Annotated in this window: 25 protein-coding genes and 2 tRNA genes; 16 read left to right on the plus strand and 11 right to left on the minus strand. The window is 54.4% G+C overall.

Features of this window, described 5'->3' with window-relative positions; genetic code table 11:
• The 4 genes from queC (at position 1) to nadA (ending at position 2,989) form a co-directional block, all read left to right on the plus strand.
• Positions 1-684 carry a 7-cyano-7-deazaguanine synthase QueC gene (queC, locus tag AAC076_RS14415; protein ID WP_339846935.1) on the plus strand — a complete coding sequence of 228 codons (684 nt, stop codon included), beginning with the start codon at positions 1-3 and terminating at the stop codon, positions 682-684.
• Between the two features lie 47 nt (positions 685-731).
• Positions 732-807: transfer RNA gene (locus AAC076_RS14420), tRNA-Lys, on the plus strand.
• A 237-nt stretch (positions 808-1,044) separates the two neighbouring features.
• Positions 1,045-1,503 (plus strand): PA2169 family four-helix-bundle protein, encoded by a 459-nt coding sequence (locus AAC076_RS14425; RefSeq protein ID WP_339846936.1) that lies wholly within the window; start codon positions 1,045-1,047, stop codon positions 1,501-1,503.
• Between the two features lie 427 nt (positions 1,504-1,930).
• Positions 1,931-2,989, plus strand: a complete 1,059-nt coding sequence (nadA, locus tag AAC076_RS14430) for a quinolinate synthase NadA (RefSeq protein ID WP_339846939.1) — start codon at positions 1,931-1,933, stop codon at positions 2,987-2,989.
• Between the two features lie 7 nt (positions 2,990-2,996).
• Here nadA and AAC076_RS14435 read toward each other — a convergent pair whose 3' ends face one another.
• Complete coding sequence (locus tag AAC076_RS14435) at positions 2,997-4,325, minus strand: M48 family metalloprotease (protein ID WP_339847001.1); 1,329 nt, start codon at positions 4,323-4,325, stop codon at positions 2,997-2,999.
• A 232-nt stretch (positions 4,326-4,557) separates the two neighbouring features.
• Between AAC076_RS14435 and AAC076_RS14440 the strand changes: the two genes are divergently transcribed.
• Together AAC076_RS14440 and AAC076_RS14445 are read left to right on the plus strand one after the other, a co-directional pair.
• Positions 4,558-4,806 carry a sulfurtransferase TusA family protein gene (locus AAC076_RS14440; RefSeq protein ID WP_339846942.1) on the plus strand — a complete coding sequence of 83 codons (249 nt, stop codon included), beginning with the start codon at positions 4,558-4,560 and terminating at the stop codon, positions 4,804-4,806.
• An 11-nt stretch (positions 4,807-4,817) separates the two neighbouring features.
• Positions 4,818-5,912: an AI-2E family transporter gene (locus AAC076_RS14445; RefSeq protein ID WP_339846945.1), complete on the plus strand. Its 1,095-nt coding sequence runs from the start codon at positions 4,818-4,820 to the stop codon at positions 5,910-5,912.
• A gap of 12 nt (positions 5,913-5,924) precedes the next feature.
• Here AAC076_RS14445 and AAC076_RS14450 read toward each other — a convergent pair whose 3' ends face one another.
• On the minus strand, positions 5,925-6,389 hold the full coding sequence (locus tag AAC076_RS14450; protein WP_339846947.1) for a peroxiredoxin: 465 nt from the start codon (positions 6,387-6,389) through the stop codon (positions 5,925-5,927).
• A 52-nt stretch (positions 6,390-6,441) separates the two neighbouring features.
• Positions 6,442-6,999, minus strand: a complete 558-nt coding sequence (locus AAC076_RS14455) for an ACT domain-containing protein (protein ID WP_150277614.1) — start codon at positions 6,997-6,999, stop codon at positions 6,442-6,444.
• 242 nt (positions 7,000-7,241) lie between these two features.
• On the opposite strand from AAC076_RS14455, the gene dapA reads away from it, so the two are divergent.
• The 7 genes from dapA (at position 7,242) to AAC076_RS14490 (ending at position 12,753) form a co-directional block, all read left to right on the plus strand.
• Positions 7,242-8,117, plus strand: coding sequence for a 4-hydroxy-tetrahydrodipicolinate synthase (dapA, locus tag AAC076_RS14460; protein WP_339846952.1), 876 nt, complete (start codon positions 7,242-7,244; stop codon positions 8,115-8,117).
• Between the two features lie 35 nt (positions 8,118-8,152).
• Entirely contained in the window at positions 8,153-9,256 is a 1,104-nt protein-coding gene (bamC, locus tag AAC076_RS14465; RefSeq protein WP_339846955.1) for an outer membrane protein assembly factor BamC, read from the plus strand.
• Between the two features lie 17 nt (positions 9,257-9,273).
• Positions 9,274-10,071 (plus strand): MBL fold metallo-hydrolase, encoded by a 798-nt coding sequence (locus AAC076_RS14470; protein WP_339846958.1) that lies wholly within the window; start codon positions 9,274-9,276, stop codon positions 10,069-10,071.
• Positions 10,071-10,784, plus strand: coding sequence for a phosphoribosylaminoimidazolesuccinocarboxamide synthase (gene purC, locus AAC076_RS14475; RefSeq protein ID WP_339846961.1), 714 nt, complete (start codon positions 10,071-10,073; stop codon positions 10,782-10,784). The genes AAC076_RS14470 and purC overlap by 1 nt, the downstream gene beginning before the upstream one ends.
• A gap of 47 nt (positions 10,785-10,831) precedes the next feature.
• Positions 10,832-10,921, plus strand: a tRNA-Ser gene (locus tag AAC076_RS14480).
• A 616-nt stretch (positions 10,922-11,537) separates the two neighbouring features.
• The gene (locus tag AAC076_RS14485) at positions 11,538-12,560 is read left to right on the plus strand and encodes a hypothetical protein (protein WP_339846963.1); all 1,023 of its coding nucleotides are present in this window, start codon (positions 11,538-11,540) and stop codon (positions 12,558-12,560) included.
• Entirely contained in the window at positions 12,550-12,753 is a 204-nt protein-coding gene (locus tag AAC076_RS14490; protein ID WP_339846965.1) for a hypothetical protein, read from the plus strand. The genes AAC076_RS14485 and AAC076_RS14490 overlap by 11 nt, the downstream gene beginning before the upstream one ends.
• An 829-nt stretch (positions 12,754-13,582) precedes the next feature.
• Here the strand turns inward: AAC076_RS14490 and AAC076_RS14495 are convergent.
• From AAC076_RS14495 to AAC076_RS14525, 7 genes are read right to left on the minus strand one after another with little or no spacing between them, the layout of a single operon-like run.
• The gene (locus AAC076_RS14495) at positions 13,583-14,164 is read right to left on the minus strand and encodes a hypothetical protein (protein ID WP_339846968.1); all 582 of its coding nucleotides are present in this window, start codon (positions 14,162-14,164) and stop codon (positions 13,583-13,585) included.
• The gene (locus tag AAC076_RS14500; protein WP_339846970.1) at positions 14,161-15,834 is read right to left on the minus strand and encodes a DUF3987 domain-containing protein; all 1,674 of its coding nucleotides are present in this window, start codon (positions 15,832-15,834) and stop codon (positions 14,161-14,163) included. Before AAC076_RS14500 ends, AAC076_RS14495 begins: the two co-directional genes overlap by 4 nt.
• Positions 15,831-16,703, minus strand: coding sequence for a toprim domain-containing protein (locus tag AAC076_RS14505; protein WP_339846973.1), 873 nt, complete (start codon positions 16,701-16,703; stop codon positions 15,831-15,833). The genes AAC076_RS14500 and AAC076_RS14505 overlap by 4 nt, the downstream gene beginning before the upstream one ends.
• Positions 16,691-16,834 (minus strand): hypothetical protein, encoded by a 144-nt coding sequence (locus AAC076_RS14510; protein WP_339846976.1) that lies wholly within the window; start codon positions 16,832-16,834, stop codon positions 16,691-16,693. The genes AAC076_RS14505 and AAC076_RS14510 overlap by 13 nt, the downstream gene beginning before the upstream one ends.
• 3 nt (positions 16,835-16,837) lie before the next feature.
• The gene (locus AAC076_RS14515; protein ID WP_339846978.1) at positions 16,838-17,125 is read right to left on the minus strand and encodes a helix-turn-helix domain-containing protein; all 288 of its coding nucleotides are present in this window, start codon (positions 17,123-17,125) and stop codon (positions 16,838-16,840) included.
• Positions 17,126-17,317, minus strand: a complete 192-nt coding sequence (locus AAC076_RS14520; RefSeq protein ID WP_339846980.1) for an AlpA family transcriptional regulator — start codon at positions 17,315-17,317, stop codon at positions 17,126-17,128.
• Positions 17,314-17,565 carry an AlpA family transcriptional regulator gene (locus AAC076_RS14525; RefSeq protein WP_339846983.1) on the minus strand — a complete coding sequence of 84 codons (252 nt, stop codon included), beginning with the start codon at positions 17,563-17,565 and terminating at the stop codon, positions 17,314-17,316. Before AAC076_RS14525 ends, AAC076_RS14520 begins: the two co-directional genes overlap by 4 nt.
• A 252-nt stretch (positions 17,566-17,817) precedes the next feature.
• Between AAC076_RS14525 and AAC076_RS14530 the strand changes: the two genes are divergently transcribed.
• From AAC076_RS14530 to AAC076_RS14540, 3 genes are all read left to right on the plus strand, one after another.
• A complete protein-coding gene (locus AAC076_RS14530) occupies positions 17,818-18,465 on the plus strand; it encodes a DUF6088 family protein (RefSeq protein WP_339846985.1) in 648 nt (215 codons plus the stop codon).
• 86 nt (positions 18,466-18,551) lie between these two features.
• Positions 18,552-19,439 carry a nucleotidyl transferase AbiEii/AbiGii toxin family protein gene (locus AAC076_RS14535; RefSeq protein ID WP_339847004.1) on the plus strand — a complete coding sequence of 296 codons (888 nt, stop codon included), beginning with the start codon at positions 18,552-18,554 and terminating at the stop codon, positions 19,437-19,439.
• 193 nt (positions 19,440-19,632) lie between these two features.
• Positions 19,633-20,880, plus strand: a complete 1,248-nt coding sequence (locus AAC076_RS14540) for a Shedu immune nuclease family protein (protein ID WP_339846987.1) — start codon at positions 19,633-19,635, stop codon at positions 20,878-20,880.
• 214 nt (positions 20,881-21,094) lie between these two features.
• Here AAC076_RS14540 and AAC076_RS14545 read toward each other — a convergent pair whose 3' ends face one another.
• Entirely contained in the window at positions 21,095-21,466 is a 372-nt protein-coding gene (locus AAC076_RS14545; RefSeq protein WP_339846989.1) for a hypothetical protein, read from the minus strand.
• Between the last annotated feature and the right edge of the window lie 244 nt (positions 21,467-21,710).

Here is a 21,710-nt window from a genome sequence, read left to right on the forward strand (position 1 = left end):
ATGGCCAATAGTAAAAAAGCAGTAGTCCTACTTTCCGGTGGCCTGGATTCGGCGACGGTTCTGGCGATGGCCCAGGCAGAAGGGTATCGCTGCTACACGTTGAGCTTTGATTATGGACAGCGCCACAGTGCGGAGCTGAACGCAGCAGCGCGGCTCGCGTCCAGTGCCGCGGTGGAAGCCCATAAGGTCATAAAGCTGGATATGGATGGCATGGGCGGCTCAGCCTTGACCGACGATAGTATTGATGTGCCTGAGGTGGCGGGTGAAGGGATTCCGGTTACCTATGTGCCTGCGCGCAACACGGTCTTTCTGGCGTTGGCACTGGGTTGGGCAGAAGTGCTCGAAGCTCGGGATATTTTTATCGGTGTCAACGCGGTCGACTATTCAGGCTACCCCGATTGCAGACCGGCTTTCGTTGAAGCATTTGAGCGTGTGGCAAACCTGGCCACACGTGCAGGAGTGGAGGGTGCCGGCTTCCGCATCAGAGCCCCACTGCAGAATATGAGCAAAGGTCGAATAATCGAGGCAGGCGTGCAGCTTGGGGTCGATTACAGTCTTACTGTTTCCTGCTACCAGGCAGATAGTCTTGGACGGGCCTGTGGCCGTTGTGACAGCTGCCGTCTGCGCTCGGAGGGATTTGTTGCCGCGGGGGTAAATGATCCGACACCTTATGCGAGACAGTAAAAAAAACTTGAGTTTATCTGATAAATCAGTACTATAGCGCGCGTTCCGGGTCGTTAGCTCAGTTGGTAGAGCAGTTGGCTTTTAACCAATTGGTCGTAGGTTCGAATCCTACACGACCCACCATTTTTACCTCCCTCTCTGTTCTTTTGATAGGCGCCACCCCCGCGCTTTTTCCAAATATTTTTTCCATACCAGCTCTCCTTAATCAAATAGCTGAGCGTCGGTTTTCGTTTTTCGACTGCGCCGACTCGAGTTAATGTTTGAACCTCCGCATGCTCGCAACGTCCAAATTCTGGCAAATGAAATGACGTGTTTTGCGATATTTCATTTCTGCATCCATGTAATTAACGGAGGAAGTCCATGACCTCAGCAGCTAAAGAAACCATCAAAGTACTCAACGATTTGATTGAAACCTCTAAGGATGGTGAAAAAGGTTTCAAGGTATGCGCCGATGACGTGAAACGTCCCGAGCTCAAGGCGCTGCTCAGTGATCACGCGACCGAGTGCGGTAAGGCGGCAACGGAGCTTCAGGCTATCGTGACTCGCCTGGGTGGCGACCCTGAGGAAGATACCAGCATGGCTGGCGACATTCACCGGCGCTGGGTTGATCTCAAGTCAATGATCTCAGGCAAGGACGAAAAGGCGATTCTCAACGAGTGTGAGCGTGGGGAAGATGTTGCAAAGAAGAGTTACAAGGAAGCGCTCGAAGCACATCTGCCTGCGGATGTGCGTGAGGTGGTAGAGCGCCAATACCAAGGTGTGCTGCGTAATCACGATCAGATCAAGGTTTTACGTGACGCTGAGCGCGCGCGTAGCTGAGTAGCTTGCATGCTGAGCGGCGGCGGACTCTCGAAGCTCTGCTCGCCGTTCCAGGCGCTCTACATCCTCATCAGATCCCTGTAACTCCTCCCTCAGACATGAGCTGTCACCGGCATTCCGGCAGACAGCAAGCGATACTCGCTATGGTCGTGATGCTCAGTAACACTGTGCTCACAGGTCGCAACCGGTTTGTTCCTTCCTCGTTTTAAAGCGTATCGCAGTCGAATCGATGATCCCTTCAGCATGGAGGGCAGAATAACTCCAGAAATGCTGGTCGAGAGATTGTCAGATATGCGAGTCAGACAGTCCGCGTATCTGTTCTCGTCTGTATGCCCGAGCACTCTATTGGGGTACACCGTTGATCGATTATTCACAGCGGTCGGCGTGGTATAATCAGCGCTATTGTTACGATCACAGGATCTTCGTCATGTCACAAATTCCCGAGCGGGTTTTGGTTCAGGCTCATCTTGCAGCCAAGCAGGTCGCGCCCCTCACAGTCGCGGAAGAAGCGGATTACAAGGCACGGATCCGCGCGGCCCTGGATGCCCGAAACGCTGTTCTGGTGGCCCATTACTACACCGATCCGGTTTTGCAGGCATTGGCCGAGGAGACAGGTGGCTGCGTTTCCGACTCTTTGGAGATGGCTCGTTTCGGCAAGGAACATTCAGCCAGCACTCTTGTGGTAGCTGGCGTACGCTTCATGGGCGAAACATCGAAAATACTTAGCCCCGAGAAACAGGTTCTGATGCCAACGCTGGAGGCCACGTGTTCATTGGATATCGGTTGCCCGATAGAGGAGTTTACGGCCTTTTGCGACCAGCATCCCGATCGCACCGTGGTGGTGTATGCCAATACGTCAGCTGCGGTCAAAGCGCGTGCGGATTGGGTAGTGACTTCCAGCTGTGCACTCGAAATCGTCGGTCATCTGATGGATAAAGGCGAAAAGATCATTTGGGCACCGGATCAGCACCTGGGCAATTACATACAGCGTGAGACGGGTGCCGATATGCTTCTCTGGGAGGGGTCATGCATCGTCCATGAGGAATTCAAGGCCAAGGCGCTGCTGGATCTGAAAGCCGTGTATCCGGATGCTGCCATTCTGGTCCATCCCGAGTCCCCCATGTCGGTAGTGGAGCTCGCGGATGTGGTGGGCTCTACCAGCCAACTGATCAAGGCAACCCAGACCTTACCCAATGAGACCTTTATCGTCGCTACTGATCGAGGCATCTTCTACAAGATGCAGCAGGGAGCACCGGGCAAACTGTTGATCGAGGCGCCCACTGCGGGCAGCGGAGCGACCTGTCGCAGTTGCGCGCACTGCCCCTGGATGGCGATGAACACTCTCCCGGCGCTGTTGCAAAGTTTGGAGCAGGGAACCAATGAGATTCACGTGCCAGAGCATCTTGTTCCCCGCGCGGTCAAGCCCTTGGAGAGGATGCTCGAATTCACCCGTAATGCTCGCCTCAATGCGGTCGGTAATGCCTGATCACAGATCACAGGTTCTCTATGATGGTGCGCTGCTCCATCAGGTATTGCTGCCGGGCCTGAATGCGGGCGCTTTGTACATAATCATCATCTGCGCGCACGGCGGCCAGCTCCAATTGCTCGGCTGCCTGGTCAAGGTCGCCGGCCAGCATGAAATACTCTGCTCTGGCGGTATGAACACCGACAATGTTGCCCGCCAGACCGCGTATTTCGGCGGTCATATACCATACATCGGGATCGTTTTCACGCTGGCTTGCCAAGCGATTGATCACCCTCTCGCCTTCGGCATAACGTCGACTGCGCAATAAAATATCGGCCTTGGCCTCCTGCAGTGGATAGCTGTCGGGGTTGATCTTGAGAAGACGGTCTACCCGTGCCAGGGCTTTCTCCAGCAAGCCTCGACTGATATCCAGCTCCACAGCCGCGAGGTTGACGGCAACGTTGTCTCCCTGTTCGGCGAGTAACGGTTCAATTGCGCTGAGAGCCTCCTCGTGCTGACCGCTGCGGATCAGGGCGAGTACAAGCCCGTATCGTGCCGCAGCGTGATCACCGTCATGCTCTTCGAGCAAGATGCGAAAACGCTGAGCCGCAAGCCCTGGGCTTTGTTCGTAGTACAGCTGAACTCGGGCACGCATCATCTGGTACTCGGGACTGTCGCTCTGACCGCCTTTCTCCAGTTGCTCTGCCCGATTGCGCGAGTCAGAGATACGCGACTGGGTAACCGGGTGGGTCAATAGAAATTCCGGCGGCTTGCGGCTGAAACGGCTCATTTGAGAGAGACGTTCAAACATGTCGGGCATCGCCTCAGGATCGTAACCAGCACGCTCCAGGTTTATCAGACCGATTCTGTCTGCTTCCTGCTCGTTTTGTCGGGAGAAGCGCCGCTGTTCCTGTATGGCTGCCGCCTGAGTGGATGCCAACGCAGCTATGCCCGCGTCACCACCACCAGCTGCCGCCAGAATGACACCGGCCAGCATGGCGGTCATCATGGGTATTCGCATGCGCTCTTGCTGCTGCAGGTTGCGGGCGAAATGACGTTGCGAGAGGTGAGCCAATTCGTGGGCCATGACAGAAGCGAACTCGGCCTCGGTGTAGGCATTGAGAAACAGTCCGCCATTCACGCCGACTACGCCGCCAGGGGCGGCAAAGGCATTCAGTTGCGGACTTTCAATCAGGACAAATGCCAGGCGTCGGTCGGACAACTGGCTGGTTTCTACAAGACTGTATACATGACGCTCGATAAAATCCTTCAGCAAAGGATCGTCCATGGTAGGGACGGCGCCGCGCAGCATTGAAAGCCAGGCCCGACCCAACTGGTACTCCTGCTGAGAAGACATGATAGACGAGCTGGTATCTCCCAGGGACGGCAGGTTGAACTCTGTGGCGCCAACCGGTGAGGCAAGGCTGACTAACAGCCCGAGGGCCAGCCCTTTCAAACCTGTGTGTAATCGCCCGATAGGTAGCGCTGTGATGCTATGCATGGTTACCTGCGTATCCAGTGGGATAAGGTTATCTGCCATCAACCCCCGAGGGGTTATACTGTAGCACTAGTTGATCAGGAGCCCTCGCATGGCTGAAGTCCCCATCACGTTTACCGCCGATCAGACACTCGATGCCCGAGGATTGAGCTGTCCATTGCCCTTGCTCAAAGCAAAGCAGGCGCTCAACAGACTGGCTGGCGGCCAGATTCTTCTGGTGTTGGCAACCGATGCTGGGTCGCAACGGGATTTCAAACGATTCTGCGAGCTTGCCGGACACGAATTACTCGATTCATCCATTCAGGACAACGAATTTCATTATTGGTTGCGCAAGGAGTGAGATCAACAGGCATGATCAAGGTATTCCGTAACTGGGTGCATCGTTATTTTTCCGACGAGGAAGCAGTCGTTCTAGCGGTACTGCTCGCGTTGGGTTTCGCGATTATTATCACCTTCGGCGACAGTATTGCTCCGCTGCTGACAGGGGTTGTGCTCGCCTATCTATTGCAGGGAATGGTGACCCGGCTTGAGAAATGGGGTGTGCACCAGACCATTGCTGTATGGCTGGTGTTTTTGCTGTTTCTTGGCGCGCTGGCAGCACTGTTCGGCATCATCGTGCCGCTGGTGTGGCGGCAGGTAATCAATCTGTTCAACGAGTTGCCGCGTATGCTGGTCGAGTGGCAGGCGCAATTGGCGCACTTGCCAGAACAATATCCTGCGCTGGTCTCCTCAGGCCAAATTGAACGCATAGTGGCGTCGATCAATGGTGAGCTCGGTCAGTTCGGGCAATGGGTGCTGTCCCAATCTCTGGCAGGCTTGCCCATGCTCCTTACCATTCTCGTATACCTGGTATTGGTGCCGATTCTGGTTTTCTTTTTTCTGATGGATAGCGACAAGATCATTGCCTGGCTGGTAGGGCGGCTGCCCCGTGATCGGCGGTTGATGAACGAAGTCTGGACCGAGATGAATCAGCAGATTGGTAACTATATTCGTGGCAAGGCAGTGGAAATACTGATCGTTGGTGCGGTCAGTTATGTCTCCTTCGCTGTTCTGGGTCTCAATTACGCTGCACTGATGGCAGTCATGGTCGGATTGTCTGTCCTGGTTCCTTACATAGGTGCCACCATCGCGACAATTCCCATCGCCCTGATCGGACTCTTCCAGTGGGGGTTGGGTAACGAGTTCATGGTGCTGATGATTGTCTATGCAGTGATTCAGGCCCTTGACGGCAACGTCCTGGTACCGGTTCTGTTTTCCGAAGCAGTCAATCTGCATCCCGTCGCCATCATTGCGGCGGTACTGATTTTTGGCGGGCTGTGGGGGTTCTGGGGAATATTCTTTGCCATTCCGCTGGCCACCTTGTTCAAGGCTGTCCTCAACGCATGGCCGGGGACGCATGAACAGGACCCGGAGCCGCAACCCGCGGAGGTGGTTGAGGCTCCCTGATAATCGAGAGTGCTAAAGAGACCGGGCTGCAGCCAATACCTCTGATACGTGGCCCTTTACCTTCACCTTCCGCCATTCCCCTCGCAGCACGCCCTGGGCATCAACCAGGAAAGTGCTGCGCTCTATACCCTCATACTCCTTGCCATACATCTGCTTCATCTTGATTACGTCGAACAGCTGGCAGAGCGAATCGTCCGCGTCACTAATCAGCTCGAAGGGAAAGCCTTGTTTGCTGCGAAAGTTTTCGTGGGTGCGCAGGCTGTCACGTGATACACCGAACACCCGCGTATTGGCCGCAATAAAATCGTCGTGGCAATCCCGAAAATCCTGGCCTTCGGTAGTGCAGCCCGGCGTATTGTCCTTGGGATAAAAATACAGCACGTAATGCTGGCCACTGAGCTGCTCTGAGTCGACTGTTACGCTGCTGGTAGCCTGGGCGGTAAACGCAGGTACGGGTTGGTCCAGTTCAATGGTCATGCCGGTTTTTTCCTTTCGCGTTGGGTTTCAGGTTCGGGCAAAGGTTCGGTGTTCAGTGTACTGGTCGCCAGGGCTCGATGACCGCGTCCAGATTGAGTTCGTCACAAAAATCCAGAAATTGTTCACGCAGCCAGCTAAGTTGCGTTTTTGCCGGTATGGCGATGGTCAGCGTCATGTTCAGCATGGCGGTACCTGTGTGCTGCGCCATGTAGGTAAAGCTGAACAGTTCCTCAATGTCGATTTCCAGTTGTTGGAAAAAAGCGCACAGCTCTCCGCATAATTCTGGCCGCTGTGCCGCGGTGACAAACACGTTGTACGGCAGCGCCTGGGGCCTTTCGTCCAGTGTGGTGCTCCGGCTCATCGAAAGGGTGAATTGCTCACGACGGGCCACTGTGTGCAGCAACGTCTCCAGGCGTGCCAGCGCATCCCAGTTCCCGCTGACCTGTAGTAGCAGGGCAGAGCAGGTACCGTGTCTGCTCATGCGACTGCTGACGATCAAACAACGCTGCTCCATGCATAACCGAGTAAAGGTGGTGACCAATGTGGTGGTTTGCCCGCCCAGGGCACTGATAACCAGGAACTGTTCCTTCTGTGGTGCTGGGGTCGACATGGTGTTCCTCAAAAGCTGATGTGCGGCTTGCGGTGCAGGTTATGGCAAGACGTCAGAAGCATTATTGTCGCCCTCTATGCCCCTGGGATCAATGTCAACGTGCTGAGGACGACTTGCCGCGAGCAGGACCGCGCAGACATCTTGCAAGGCTCTGTTGGGCGGCGATTTGTGTGTGGCTTCCCTTGTGCTGACAGCACGGCGAAAGTACCATTGCGGGTCAATGTTTCAACTGGAGCAGTTGCATGATTTCAGGCAGCCTGGTGGCGCTGGCAACACCGATGGATTCACGGGGCGGGCTTGACTGGCAGGCTCTGGAGCGCCTGATTGATTTTCACCTCGATCAAGGCACCGACGGTATTGTGGCCGTTGGCACTACCGGCGAGTCGGCGACTCTGGACATGGCCGAGCACAAAGAAGCAATCCGGCGCGTGGTTGACCAGGTGGCCGGGCGTATTCCGGTCATTGCGGGTACAGGTGCCAACTCTACCCGCGAAGCTGTTGAGCTCACAGAAGCGGCCCGCAGTGTAGGCGCCGATGCCTGCCTGCTCGTGACGCCGTACTATAACAAGCCCACCCAGGAAGGCTTGTATCAGCATTTTCGCTTCATTGCAGAAGCAGTGGCAGTTCCTCAGATTCTCTACAACGTCCCGGGTAGAACTGCCTGTGACATGTTGCCGGAAACCGTGGAGCGTCTGGCCGACATAAGTAATATTATCGGCATCAAGGAAGCGACAGGGGACCTCCAGCGGGCGCGCGAACTGATTGATCGCGTTGCTGATCGCATGGCGGTTTACTCTGGCGACGATCCTACTGCGGCGGAACTTATTCTGATGGGCGGCAAGGGTAACGTCTCCGTCACCGCGAATGTGGCGCCCAAGGCAATGCATGAGTTGTGCAAGGCTGCGCTTGAAGGCAATGCTGATCTTGCGCGTCAGATGAACGAATCTCTCATGCCTCTGCACAAGGCCATGTTCGTTGAATCCAATCCGATTCCAGTGAAGTGGGCACTCCATGAGATGGGTATGATGGCTGACTCGCTGCGGTTACCGCTGACTTCGCTCAGTCCTCGCTTCCACGAATCGGTACGTGCTGCCCTTCGCGAATGCGGCATCCTGTGAAATCGCCTCGAACCATGTATACCAAGGAATTGTTTATGAAGCCTGTACTGGGTGCTTTAACGCTCGCGCTGCTTGCTGGTCTGGGCGGCTGTGGTTATCTCGCTGGTGAGGATGGCTATTTCCGGGATCGTGGATCGGACTACCAGGGTGTTGTTATCGAGCCAAGAATTGATATTCCGGCGGGCGTGAACAGCAAGCCACTGGGCGACCTGCTGCCAGTGCCCGGGCAGGTACAAGCTCAGGAGACCAGCGAGAAGTTCGAAGTACCCCGTCCCCAGCCGATGTTGGTCAGCGCTGATGCGGCCGAGTTTTCCCTGCAACAGAATGGGTCCATTCGATGGGTACAGGCACAACGCAGCGCCGCCGAAGTTTGGCCTCTAGTGCGCCAGTTCTGGAATGATTATCAGGTCCCAGTGGCAAGCGAGACCCCGAGTCTTGGGCAATTGCAGAGCGATTGGGTTGCCTTTGACCTGCAGGCGGACAATCCGCTGCTGCGCCGCATTCTCCCTGCCATCGGCGAGGGCCGCAGAATCGAGGGCCAGGAACACCGTTTTCGTATGCGGGTCGAGCCGGGTGTGGAAGGCGCAAACAGCGAGATTTACATAACCCAGATGTCGCGCAGCCAGGGCGGTACGCTTAGCGATTGGCCGACAAACTCGGATAACGCCAATCTCGAAAGAGCCGTGCTGGCGGAAATCGAGACCTATCTGAACCAATCCAGCAGCGGTGCTTCAATTACTTCGCTGGTGGCTGCCCAGGCAGGTCCACGGGCAGTACTTGCACGTGATGGCGCAGGCAATCCGGTTTTAACCCTGCAAAGCGATTTCAATCGAGCCTGGGCGGCTATCGGGCAGGCACTCAGCCAGGCGGATATCCGCATAGCCGACCTGAATCGCAGTTCGGGTGTTTACTACATCGATCTTGCCCAGGCTGCCAGCAATCAGGAAGAGCCTGGTTTCTTCGGTCGGCTCTTCGGTCGGGACGAGGCTTCTGAAGACGACAGAGCGCAGCGCACCGAGGTTCGCTTGACTGCTGTTGGTGGCACCGTGCAGGTCACAGTGGATGAGACCATCAACACCGCTGCAGATCCAAGGGTTGCAACCGATGTGCTCGAGCGCATCCAGATGAACCTGAACTGATCAAGCGGGTATAACCTATGCGGTATTGCTCGCTGGGCAGTGGCAGTCGTGGCAACGCCACGGTTGTCGAGTCCGGTCAGACTCGTCTGTTGATTGACTGCGGTTTCAGTCTGCGTGCGACAGAAAAACGGCTGGCCCAGGTTGGTTTGAGTGCGCGGCAACTGAGCGCGATCCTAGTCACGCACGAGCATTCCGATCATGTAAAGGGCGTCGAGGCGCTGGCCAGGCGTTACCAGTTGCCGGTTTACATGACCCACGGCACCTTGCATGCGTTACGCGAATTTCAGGCGCCAGTTGAAGTCGTGCAGCTGAATCGGGGTTTTACCATTGGTGAGCTGCATGTTGAGCCGGTGGCTGTACCCCATGATGCGCGTGAGCCGTGTCAGTTCATCTTCGACAGTGGGCAGTACCGGTTCGGCATTCTGACGGATACCGGCATGATCACCCCCTGGATTATTGAACGCTACAGAGGATTGGACGGGCTGTTTCTTGAAGCCAACTACGATCCGCACATGTTGGCCAACGGACCCTATCCGCCCAGTTTACGTGCCAGAGTGGCAGGTGATCTGGGGCATTTGAGTAATCAGCAGGCTGCCGGGCTCCTGACGGCAATGGATCGCTCCGTACTACGGCATGTGGCGATTGCGCACATCAGCGAGAAAAATAACCGGCCGGATCTGGCGCTGGACGAATTGCATGGCGCTTTAGCCGGATGGTCAGGTGAGTTGCACCTGGCCGAACAGAACCAGGGGCTGCCCTGGCAGAATATAACGGGCATGACCCAACCACTTTTTGCGCACAGCGGGAGCCGATAATGGAAAAACGCACAGAACTCTATCGCGGCAAGGCCAAATCGGTATTCACTACCGACGATCCGGATCGCTTGATCCTGCTGTTTCGCAACGACACTTCTGCTTTTGACGGAAAAAAGATCGAACAGCTTGAGCGCAAGGGTATGGTCAACAACCGGTTTAATGCCTTCATTATGCAAAAGCTTGAAGCGGCCGGTATTCCTACTCAGTTTGATGCGTTGCTTTCCGACACGGAAGTGTTGGTGAAGAAGCTGGACATGATTCCGGTCGAATGCGTAGTGCGTAATCATGCTGCCGGAAGCCTGGTTAAGCGTCTCGGCATCGAAGAAGGCAAGGCGCTAACGCCGCCCACCTTCGAACTCTTCCTCAAGGATGATGCCAAGGGCGACCCCTTCATCAATGAATCCCATGTGGTGACGTTTGGCTGGGCTACCGCAGAGCAGCTCAAGCGGATGCAGGAGCTCACACTTCAGGTCAACAGTATCCTGAGTCGGCTGTTCGATGAGGCCGGTCTGATCCTGGTGGACTTCAAGCTTGAGTTTGGCGTGTTCAAGGGTGAGATCGTGTTGGGCGACGAATTTAGCCCGGATGGTTGCCGCCTGTGGGACAAGGCCACCGGCAAGAAAATGGACAAGGACCGGTTTCGTCAGGGCCTCGGTGGTGTTATCGAGGCCTATGAAGAAGTGGCCCAGCGTCTTGGCGTCCCTCTGAGCTAACCCCTACCGCCGCATCAGTCAAAGCTGTTATGATGCGCGCCGACTTAGGAGAGTTGCCGGAGTGGTCGAACGGGACGGATTCGAAATCCGTTGAACTGGCAACAGTTCCCAGGGTTCGAATCCCTGACTCTCCGCCAGATACAAGCATATAGGCCCCGTATATCGGGGCCTTGTTGTTTGTATGAATTTCTGTTCCCCCACTTGATCCCCCACAAGGTTTTTTTGGCTAAATCTCAAGTTGATGTCGGGGGTATGAAATCCAAACTCAAGACGTTGTGGTCAGGGAAATAGTTGCTACCGCGCTGCTCACTAGCCTCATTTCTGACAGATCATTTTGATAGGCGGCATTCAGGCGAGGTGTAAACAGCTCGGATGGGAAGGTTGCGTTAATGCGGCTTATACGCTCAGCGGGGTTCTTGAGGCGCATTGAGCGCTGGGCCGAGCGGAAGGCGATCGAGTGGTTAGTGTTTGAAGTGGTGGTTAAGGTTGTGATGGTTCGGGTCTCGCGATAACTGTTAAAGCTTTTCATTAGACGGAAATAGACAGAAATTCTTTATGAACCGATAATCAGTTACACGAGCGTAGCGTACCTACAGATCGTCTATGACGGCCCGCCCTTGTTCCCGATTAAATCGAGGTGAGAGACATTACTCCCGCTCTTCTGGCTCTCGGCGATCTATGGTCAATATAGGCGTCTGCTGCTGGACACCCCGACAATGAAGTCGGCTTATAAAACAAGGGAAAGCATTTTAAGTGACTATTAATATTGCTATATCAACCTACGAAGGCGTGGTACTTGGCTGCGACAGCCTATCTAGCAGGACGGCTCTTGCCGTAATGCCATTTTCTAATGGAGACAGTTTTGCTAAGGATCTCGCGGGCAACGACATAATTGATGCTCAAGGCAATAAAGTTTTTTCCGCATCCGAGCTGCGCCACGTTGTGACTGACGTATTCACCGGCGCTCAAAAAATGTTTCTTGTTTTTGAGGATGACGAATGCTCCGTAGCGGGGGTTACAGCCGGGATGGCTACAATGAACGGCCTAACTATCGCCGGTCACGCCGGCAATTTCCGCAGGGAAACGTGTGCCAACGATAAAGGTTTCTCGTCTGTGAGAGAGGCCGTAGGCTCGTTTGCCGATCACATGAGGGCAGAGTGGGAGGCATCTGTCAGCTTCTCTACGGCTGGAGAAGAGCAGCGCCAACATTTCCCAGACCTGCAGTTCATAATTGGTGGTTACTCATCAGAGGAACAGGGAAGCCCTCTCTACAAAGTTTCCATTAAAGAAAATACCAGGGTAAGGCAATTTGAGGATGGGTCTGGCACCGGCGCTTGCTGGGCGGGCCAAGCGGACTTTGTAGAGCGTCTTTTAATGGGAATTGACAGCCGGCTTCAAAGAGCTATCTTTAGAAAGGTAGGGGACGATTTGACTACGCAAGCTCAACAGATTGCGAAATCGGTTTTGGACCAACTGAACGGCGCCGGAATTGCAGTTCCGGGCACTTTTCCGATTAGCCTGCCCCAGGTAGGTGTAGATCTGCCTATCTACGACTACGTAACCACCGTTGACTTTGCGAACCTTCCAACGCAATATGCTGTCGAATTGGTAGAGTTATTGGTAAATCTGCAGTCTGGAATGCAGCGTTTCGAAACCGGCATCGCTACCGTTGGCGGTCGAACACATGTCGGAGTTATAAAGCGTGGAGAGAAATTTGCCATGCTAAACGAACCAAGTCTCGTTCATTCTCACGTAGGGTATTCTCATGATCACTGAATATCGTGAAACATCCGGACAAGTCAGCGGCAAGGCTTCCAAGTCTGCCGACAAGGGTTTTTACGCCGAAATCGGCGGGAGCATCCGTTCATCGCAAGATCGGAATTTAAGCAAAGATGCCTACGAAGCTTCGCGACCCCAAGTCCGTGAAGTATCAGCTGTTTTTGCTAATGGTACTTTAGTGTTTGCCTGAAATTCCTTTAGACTCTAAAGCCCGCCAAGCGCGGGCTTTTTTGTGGTCTCACGGTCAGCGCAAGCTTTGGTTCTAACTCCTGAATAGAGGCCTTTTGGTCTCGCCATCGATCCTTCATTGCGCTGAATTTTTTGGGTATCTAAACAAAACATGAATTTTGTGGATACAAGTATTTGGCTCTCCCCGTCGTTCGGGTTGGTCTTCGCCGGAAGTTTTAACCCACCCACTCTCCTGACCTCTTGCAACGCTTCTGCCGTTCAGAAAGTAGAAAAATTGTGCGGGTTTATGATGGGGAAGTTATGGAAGCGGTTTCCACCAGAAAAGCGTCAGAGTTTTAGCCCACCCCTGCCATTCTCGTGATCCGCGATCATTCGGTGACACTAGGAAGCAACAACCGGCTGCCGGCGCAGGATCGTATCTAGGGAAGCACCGGGACTCGAATTACCCGCAATGGCCGGGGTTAGGGAAAGGACCCAATGGGCGGGGTGTTGCGGGTTGCATGGGGTTGTTTCGCAAATAGGGGCGGCGATCCGTTTAGGGGTTTCGAAAGGTTAACTTTTGACAACCTCTCATGGGGTTAGCCTCTTGCCCCTCGGGCCAGTCGATAGGCCGCCATGTAATCGACAACGGCCAGATAGATATAAGTCACGACGTTTGCACGGTGTGCCGGCTCTAGTCTTGGCGCCACACGTAAGGCCGCGCAGGGCGTCAGGATAGGACGCGGACTCCGGTGGTGGGCGGCAGTAGCCACTTTCAGCCCATTCTTGATGGCGGGTTTGATTGGCTAGATGGTATTTACGCCATAGCTTTCGCAGAGCATCCGAGCCGTTCATTGCATCGCCATCTGGTATAGCGCCAGCAAGTCTAAGCCGGTCGGGCAGTAGCGGGCCGCAGGCGGGTAGCATTTATTGCAGTTGCCTACCGCATGGTTGTGGAAGGCGTCACGTCCTGCTATCCACTCCGGTGCTCTTCGCTTGTTGGTGCTGTTCTCCCGCTTAGGGGTGTTTCCTTTGTTAACCTTGGTCGGTACGCATTCGGTACGCACCTCCCGAGCGTAGGGTGCTCGTACCTCGTCTCGTACTAGATTAACCTTTTGCCATGCTGGGCTAGTTTCGATCAGTAGGGCCGCAAAACGTGGGTGCTTTTGGTACTGCTCCGCCAGGTCGTCCAAGTCAATTAATCCATGCTCTAACAGCGTGCCGGCATTGGTGTTTAGTAGGGCGGCCACACGATCCAGCCAGCCGTGTTGCTGCTGGCGTAGATGCTCGATGATTTGGGCTTTGCCTTCGCGTAGCTGGATCAGTAATTCGGGCGACGGTTGCTTACGGGCGCTCCAGGCTAAACTTTCACCATTCAGCGCCAGTATGATGCCCGCCGTGTTTGCTTGCTCGATGAGGACGGCGGCGTTCATAGTTCGCCACCATAGCGCTGGGTGTCTGCGGATAGTTGAAGTTGCGGAAGCTGCGGAAGCTGCGGATTTTGCGGAAGGCCCCGTGTTTGCTTGGTTTTGGGTTGCGGGAAATCTGAGGGGATTTGCGGAAAATCTGCGGATTGCGGATATGCGGGGTGCTCAGGCTTCCGGCTTTCCGCAACTATTCGCAGTTCATCCGCAACTGGTAAGGCATGTCGTTGCTGGCTCTCCGCAGTTTCCGCAGTTTCCGCACAAGGATTGATTCTGAATTGCTCGCCGTTGGTGGTCAGTATGTGCTTGTGTTCCACCAGCACAGTCAATACCGCGTCACGCTTTTTGGCGGGTCGAATCGCAGGGGGCCAAGACTTACCAGCCTTTGCTTTATTGAACGTCTGCCAGTTATCCACTCGCGCGGGGTGGAGCATCCAGCTCATGACATAGGCTGCATTTTTCAGCAGGGGGCTGGCACCCCCTACCTCCGTATAACGTAGCCACTCCGATAATGAATAACTTACCAGCAGGCAAGCACGGTGCAAGCAGTCTCCGTTGATTTGCTCCAGCCCTTCAAAGCATCCCAGCACCGCAGCCAGGCGCAGCGCTTGTTCTGCACCACGGTTGGCAAAGGGCTTGATCCCGGCGTAGTTACCCAGCGGTCCTAGTTCAGATTCAATATCGTTCTTTAAGTCGGTCCAGCGGCGTATTGCAGCAGCGTCTAGATCCAATAAAGGCGGTGTTACTTCGTTGGTTTCCGGGTCGATATATTCAGGGCTAGCGGCTATCTCTTTGCAGCGTGCCCAGTAGCGTTGCACGCGTGCATCGCAATAGGCGCTGCGGCTTAATGACTCCACGGTGATGAATCGCGTTCCTGCCAGGCTATCCGGTGCGGCAAACAGAAAGCGCGCTAGGAAGCCTTGGCCGGTCAGTAGTGGATTACTCAGGGCTTCGGCCACCGCTATAGGCTGGGCCAGCAGGTGAATGCTTAGGCGGCGGTTATAAGCTACGCCAGAGCCCTCCGCATTGCCGCGTGAACGGGTGCGCTCGAAGTGTCCAGCATCAAACGCTTTTGTTAGTCCTCCCAGTGTTGCGGCCACGGTGTCTGCCTTGAGTGATGAGCCCCCAAGCATTTGCCCGCCTTCGTCAGTGTCCCAGCTTGCGGCAGCCTTGCCTCGGATAAAGTCACCGGCCAGTGGCTCGAACGTCGCATCACTGTATTGGGTGCGTGGGTCCTCCGGCAGCGGGTTGGCTTCCATAAACTCCTCTCGAGCTTTGCCCTTGAGTTGCCGTGCTTGAATGCTGATCTCCTCGCATTTTTGCCGGTGCAGGTTGCGGGCCTCCCGCTCGGCCTCGTCAATCGTTTTGAATGCCAGACGGCGTGCGCTTGACTTCCCCTCACCAGACCCAAAAAGTGTCAGCATGAATAGCGCGCATGGTGCGCCTGCCGGGTTGCCTCCCGGGTGCCATGCATTGACACGGGTTTGCGCCAAGTGCGCAGCAGCGCCAATAGCGCATTGCCCCGCGATAGCAAACGGCACTTGCTCCAGCTCGGCAATGGCTTGGACGGCTTCTCGCATCAGCACCGGCAATGCCTCTAGCGGGTAGGGCGTAGGCGTTGCGGTGTCAGGCAGCAGGGGCATGGGCTTGGAGTAGGTTGGCTCAGGTATCAGCGTCATTGCTTGCCCTCCTGCCATTGGCGCAGGTCGTTGAAGTCTGTCAGGGTCGATGGTTCATCACCGCACCAGGGCGGTAGAATCAGCCCACAGCCCAAGGTCGCGGCAGTGGTGATAGCAGCCCGCTTGCCGGGGTTGCCTTCGGTCTGGCGGTCGTCGTCTCCAGCAACGATAAGCAAGGCGTCGGGGTGGCTGTGGGTCAGTTGTCGCCCGACGGCTAACAGGTTGCCCGCGTTCATCGCACATGCGACCGGGTGGCCGGTGCTCTCGTGCAGCGTCGCGCCCGTTGCCCAGCCTTCGCACAGATACAGCGGTTGGCCTGCCTGTATCAGCCCCAGCGGGCTACAGCAGCCTTTTACGCGGCCACAAGACAGAAAGCGCTTGCTGCCGTCGGGGTATATGCGTTGCACGTTTACCAGTTCGCCGCTGCGGGTTAGTGGCACCAGAAGAGCATCACCCAACTGGCGCAGGGTGTGCGGTCGGCATCCCTTGGCGGCTAGGTAGGGGTGATCGGGGTCAGCGCGGCGGGCATCACGCCAGAGCCTGCAGGCATACTCGGCAGCAGCTTGTTGGCGCTGGCGTTGGTCGGCCTCCCGTTGTCGTCGAGCCTGTTCCATTTGAAGGCGCAGGTGTTCGGCTTCTTTTAGGTCGGCAGGCTCCCGGCTGGTCCCGGTGTGGCAGTCGCCAGCTTTCCAGCTACCAAAGGCCCAGGATGCAATGCAGCCAGCGTGCAGGACGTACCAGCCGTTATTGCTGCCGGGGCGATCACCAGGCACGGTAAAGCGGTGAATGCTGCCGTCTTCCACCGGGTTAATATCTATCTGCCCATAGACCGATTGCAGGGCATCGCGGAACGCGCTCAGGTAGTCCATAGCATCACCTCCAGCGCCAGCAACAAAATCAGATCCGGGCCAGCAGATTGCAGCGTCAGCATTAAGTGCCGACCGTTCAGCAGGCAAGCCGATAGCGTCACCGCTGTTTTGCAGTGTTGGTTGCTTCTCATGGGTTACGCCTCCGACTGGCTTAGGTAATACAGCGCTACGCCGTCATGCTTGCGCCCGTGCTGGTCGGTCTTGGTGATGCGTTGGGTTTTGATGTTGTGGCCGGCGTTGCGCAGTTCCTTGATGCGTGCGGCGGGCATCATCAAGTTCATCTCGTCGCGGGCGGTGAAGGTGTCTACAGGCGCCAGGCGCAGGCGCTCTAATAGACGCGTACGTTGAGCGCTGGCACTGGTATTATTGGGGTTGTGTGTTTTGGGGCTGGCCTTCGGGTCGGCCTTTTTCTTGTTTATCATTTAGGCCACCTCACCCAACTGCTTGGTAATCCATGCCTCAACTTCCAGGCTATCCCAGCCGACCGCGCGCGGCCCAATACGCCGTGCCTGTGGAAAGGTGCCATTCTTCATGAAGCTGTAGATGCTTGCTCGCTTATAGCCTGTTTTATCGATAACTTCTGGCAGGCGCATTATGTAGCGTGTGCTGATCATTTGATCACCCCTGTTCTCTTGGCGACCTGAGCTGAAATCCACAGGCTTATTTCTGACTCTAACCAGGCGGTGGATTTTTCTCCTATGCGTACTTGTTTGGGGAAGCTACCAGCGGCTATGCCGCGGTAGACGGTTGATCGAGAGAGCGTGGTGCGAGCGAGTACCTCTGGGAGCCTAATCAACCGTTGTTCTGATCTGGTGGTTTGCTTTGCCATGTCCTGTGCCTCCTTGGGGCTTGTTGAGAACATGTTGGGATGATCGCTAAGTCGCGGACTGCTTTCATTGCAATTGCAAAAACCGGTTTTGCGATTGCAAAAACTTAAGCTTGACTATGTGTGTGGAGGATGACAAAAGCTTCATTCGGAACGATATTTAGCGTAGGAACTGGGAGTCCATAATAGATATTAGTCTGGATGCTGGAAGCTACTAAAAATAAGGCTTATAATGTGATTTAATGTCAGAAAATATCCATGTTTATTCTGACGTAATTGGAGTCAGCTATGTCTGTCGCAGAGTCTATCTCGAACCGTATTAAGCACATGCCCAAGGGTAAGCCATTTGCAGGCGCGGTTTTCGCGCAGGTTGGCTCCCGTGCCTCGGTAGACAAAGCGCTGTCCCGCATGGTGCTCAGTGGTTCCCTAGAGCGCGTTGCTCGCGGTGTCTATATGCGTCCCAAGCAGAGTGAGTACACTGGTAAGAAGGTTCGAGCTAGTCCTATTGCTGTAATGGAAGTGGTCGCCAGAGCAAGAGGTGAGACTATCCAGGTTCATGGCGTAGAAGCTGCTCGCCGGCTGGGACTAAGCACTCAGATGCAGGTTCTGCCTACTTACTACACCAGCGGATCGACGCGTGAAATCAAGATCGGTAGCGCGGTGGTTCGGTTGCGTCATGCGTCTCAGCAACGACTTCAGCAAGCTGGAACCCAGGTAGGGGTGGCCCTGACTGCGCTACTATATCTCGGGAAAGAGGGGTTGAATGAGCAGGTCATAAGTAAGATCGCCAGCTCGCTCAGCATCGAGGAACTCAATAAGCTCATGGCCTGCAAGATGCCTGAGTGGATGCGGTCGGCATTGGCCGGTTCCGCTAAGGAATATGTGTGCCAAGGTCGTACTTCGAAATACCCCAGGCTGGTCAGCGTGAAATCCTAGATGAGGCTTTCAACGAGACTGGTCGCTCGCCAAGCGTCATTGAGAAGGACATTTGGCTGACACTGGTACTCCAGCTTCTTTTTTCAATGCCAGGTCGAAAGGATATGGCTTTTAAGGGAGGCACTAGCCTTTCGAAGGTTCATGGCGTGATAAAGCGTTTCTCCGAGGACGTGGACATTACAGTTGATTTCAGAGGGCTGGGCTGCGAGCAAAGCATTTCTGAGCTGCTACAGCTCTCCGGTGGAAAGCGTCGAAAGATAAGTAATGCCCTAATCGCAGAAGTGGGTCGTTACGCTCGTGAGGCCGTATTGCCCTATCTGAACGACCAGTTACAAAACTACGGATGCGCTACGGAATGCCAGCTTTCCGTGAGCGATGACGGTGAGTCGATCCATATCAACTACCCAGCGATTGCCGCCGAGGCAAAAGGCTATTTGCGTGATCACGTGCTGGTGGAGTTCGGTGGTCGAAACATCATCGAACCGAATGCAGTCCACTCGATTCAGCCGGACATTGCCGAGCAATTCGAAGGCATTGCTTTCCCAAAAGCTGAGCAGGTAGTGGTTCTCTCGCCGGCCAGAACCTTCTGGGAGAAGGTCACGCTTATTCATGCGCAGTGCAATAAGCCTATTCCTGAGGGCAAGGACCGCATCTCACGGCATTGGTACGACTTAGCAATGCTCCTACAGCATGACGTGGGCGCGACCGCCAAGAACGATCTCGAATTGCTAAATGACGTGATTGCGCTCAAGTCCGTCTTCTACAACAGCGGCACAGCACACTATGAGCGTTGCGTTACTGGCGAGCTGAACTTAATTCCTGATAAGGACAACTTAGCCCGGCTGAAGGCTGACTATAACGCCATGGAGAGCTCAGGCATGCTGAACGGACATTTATATCCGTTGGGGAGCATCATGGCTGACCTCGCTGCGTTCCAAGAACAGGTCAACCAGCTGGCGCAGGGCAGGCGTTAGCTAGAGCCGCTTGGAGGGTGAAACGAGAGGCTATATTAATCCGGCCCGTATTGGTCAGATTTATTAGGCAGTTGTCGGCCAGGAACCGAAGGCCAGAACTGCCTGGGAAGCTGAGGCCGATTCAGACAGTAAGTAAAAAGTTCGAGCATGGCGGCAGGTATAGCTTAATGAACGCAGGGAGGCTTTTTCAGCCATGGGCACTACAGCAGTAGAATTTGAAGATGATGGGAAACAACTTATTCTTGTGTACCGCCCGCACGACGGGACAGGTTGGGCTCTGAAGAAGCTTCAGGAAAAGGGTGAGATTGTAATCAAACGGACCTTCCATCTCTTTGAAGAACATCTCATCGCGCATGATCAGTTGCCCTTTGAAGATAGTGCTTTCATCGATGCCGGCTTAGGGAGTCCGAGCGATCTTGACGATCAGTGGATGGCATTCGAGATCGGCAGTCGTGATGGTGACTATTTTCGTCTCAACTCCGTGGTTCTGGGTATCGATGTACCAGTTCTCCTCTCGAAAGATGCTCCGTTGACATGGCGGTGGTTCAGTACTCATCGTCCTGTCTCTATATTGGCTGTGATTGCTAAACTGAAACCTAGCCGCATCGTCATTGGTGGAACTGAACTAGATGCCATTCCTATCTTCGAGTACGAGAAACTTATAGATCAATTTCCCACTCCTTACGAAATTGAACGTTATGTTCAAGCGAGGGTTAGCGGGGTCGTCAGGGAGTACTCGGACGCTAAGCTAGATGCAGAAGCCCAGCTCAACGCCTACGTAAACAAGCGTGCACAGGCTAAAGGGAAGGATTTGTTCAAACACGTGCGCCAGGTGGAGATTGCTAAATATGAGTTTCTACTTAGTCAATTGCAACAAATGCTTGATAGCGAAGATGGCTATTCTGAAGCGGCTTGGCAAAAAGAGATCCTTCAGATCGTCTGTCTCATAAATCCCAAATATATCGCAGCCTTTGCGGAAATCGAGATTCCAGATACCGATAACCACACTAAGCGATTCCTCGACTTTCTCCTGGTTGATGCATCTGGGAACGTAGATGTAATCGAGATAAAACGGCCGTTCGCCAAAGGGCTAGTCACCTCAGGGACCTATCGAGACAACCACATCGCTTCGAGGGACCTATCTGGCACTGTGATGCAGATTGAGAAATACCTCCGCCATCTCAATCGTTGGGGGCCAGCGGGCGAGGCTGCACTGCGGAAGAAAATTGGTGACAAACTGCCCCCTGGTTTTCAGATCAAGATTACGAACCCTTGTGGCCTGATAATCATGGGACGGGAGAAAGGCCTTACACACGCTCAACTGCGTGACCTCGAAGTGACTCGCCGGCACTACAAGCACATCGCAGACATCGTCACCTATGACGAACTGCTACGAAGGCTAAGATTTATTTTGGAACAGCTTCAAGCAGAAGTTAAGTAGAGCAGGGTGTGGATGGGCTTGATCCTAGTGAAAAGTTGAATCACAACCTAGCATTTGCCTGTCATGACGGGGATTGTAATTAGGGTCGTCCAAGCTGCAGATTAGCAATGAAGGTGATCTGCGGGATGGCCGCCAACCCGGTTTTCAGTGTCACATATTGTGTCAAAACCAGCCAACCTATGGCTTCAAAAGCAGACTGCCTAGTACCTTATGTCTATTCCTCGGCTTCCAGTGATGCTTCAGTTTCTGCGCGTTTGGCGGCTGCAAACGTATCGTCGATGTTGCGTTTTCCAACTCCTCGCCAGCGTTGTTTTGAGATCGCATCTGACGCAGTTCCTTGGTTGTGGTGAGGGCGGTTTCTATCGAAGAGCAGTTTTAGAAGTCCTGCAATGACTAGCAGGCAGAGGTTGTTGGTAGCGTCTCTTTCCTTTGCACCTGAAGCTTTTATCCACTTGCTAACGTTAGTGAGGTCTGTACTCAGATGCTGGAATTGCTGTGCTATTTTGGCGGGGGCTTCTTTCAGAGATGTCTCAGTCTTTAGCGCGCGCTCTTCTAATTCTCTAAAGTCGTTTTGCAAATCGTCCAATTTTTCTTCTAAAAGGGTTTGATTCCTGATCGCTTCGTTAGCTTTGATTTTGTACTCAGTTACCGAGTCGAGAGCCCTATGTGTTTTAGCTTTTTCCGAATCAAGTTTAGCTGTTAAGAGGATGCATTGTTTTTCTAGGATGTTGGCCAGTTGTTTTGCTTTTTCAAGTTGCTCGCTGGCGCTTTTTTCGTAAGCATCCGGTCAGCACCGTCTAGCATCTAAAGCGCTAATCAGAACAATAGGT

The organism is uncultured Halopseudomonas sp. (genome assembly GCF_963977355.1).
In the GTDB taxonomy this organism is placed as follows: Bacteria; Pseudomonadota; Gammaproteobacteria; order Pseudomonadales; family Pseudomonadaceae; genus Halopseudomonas.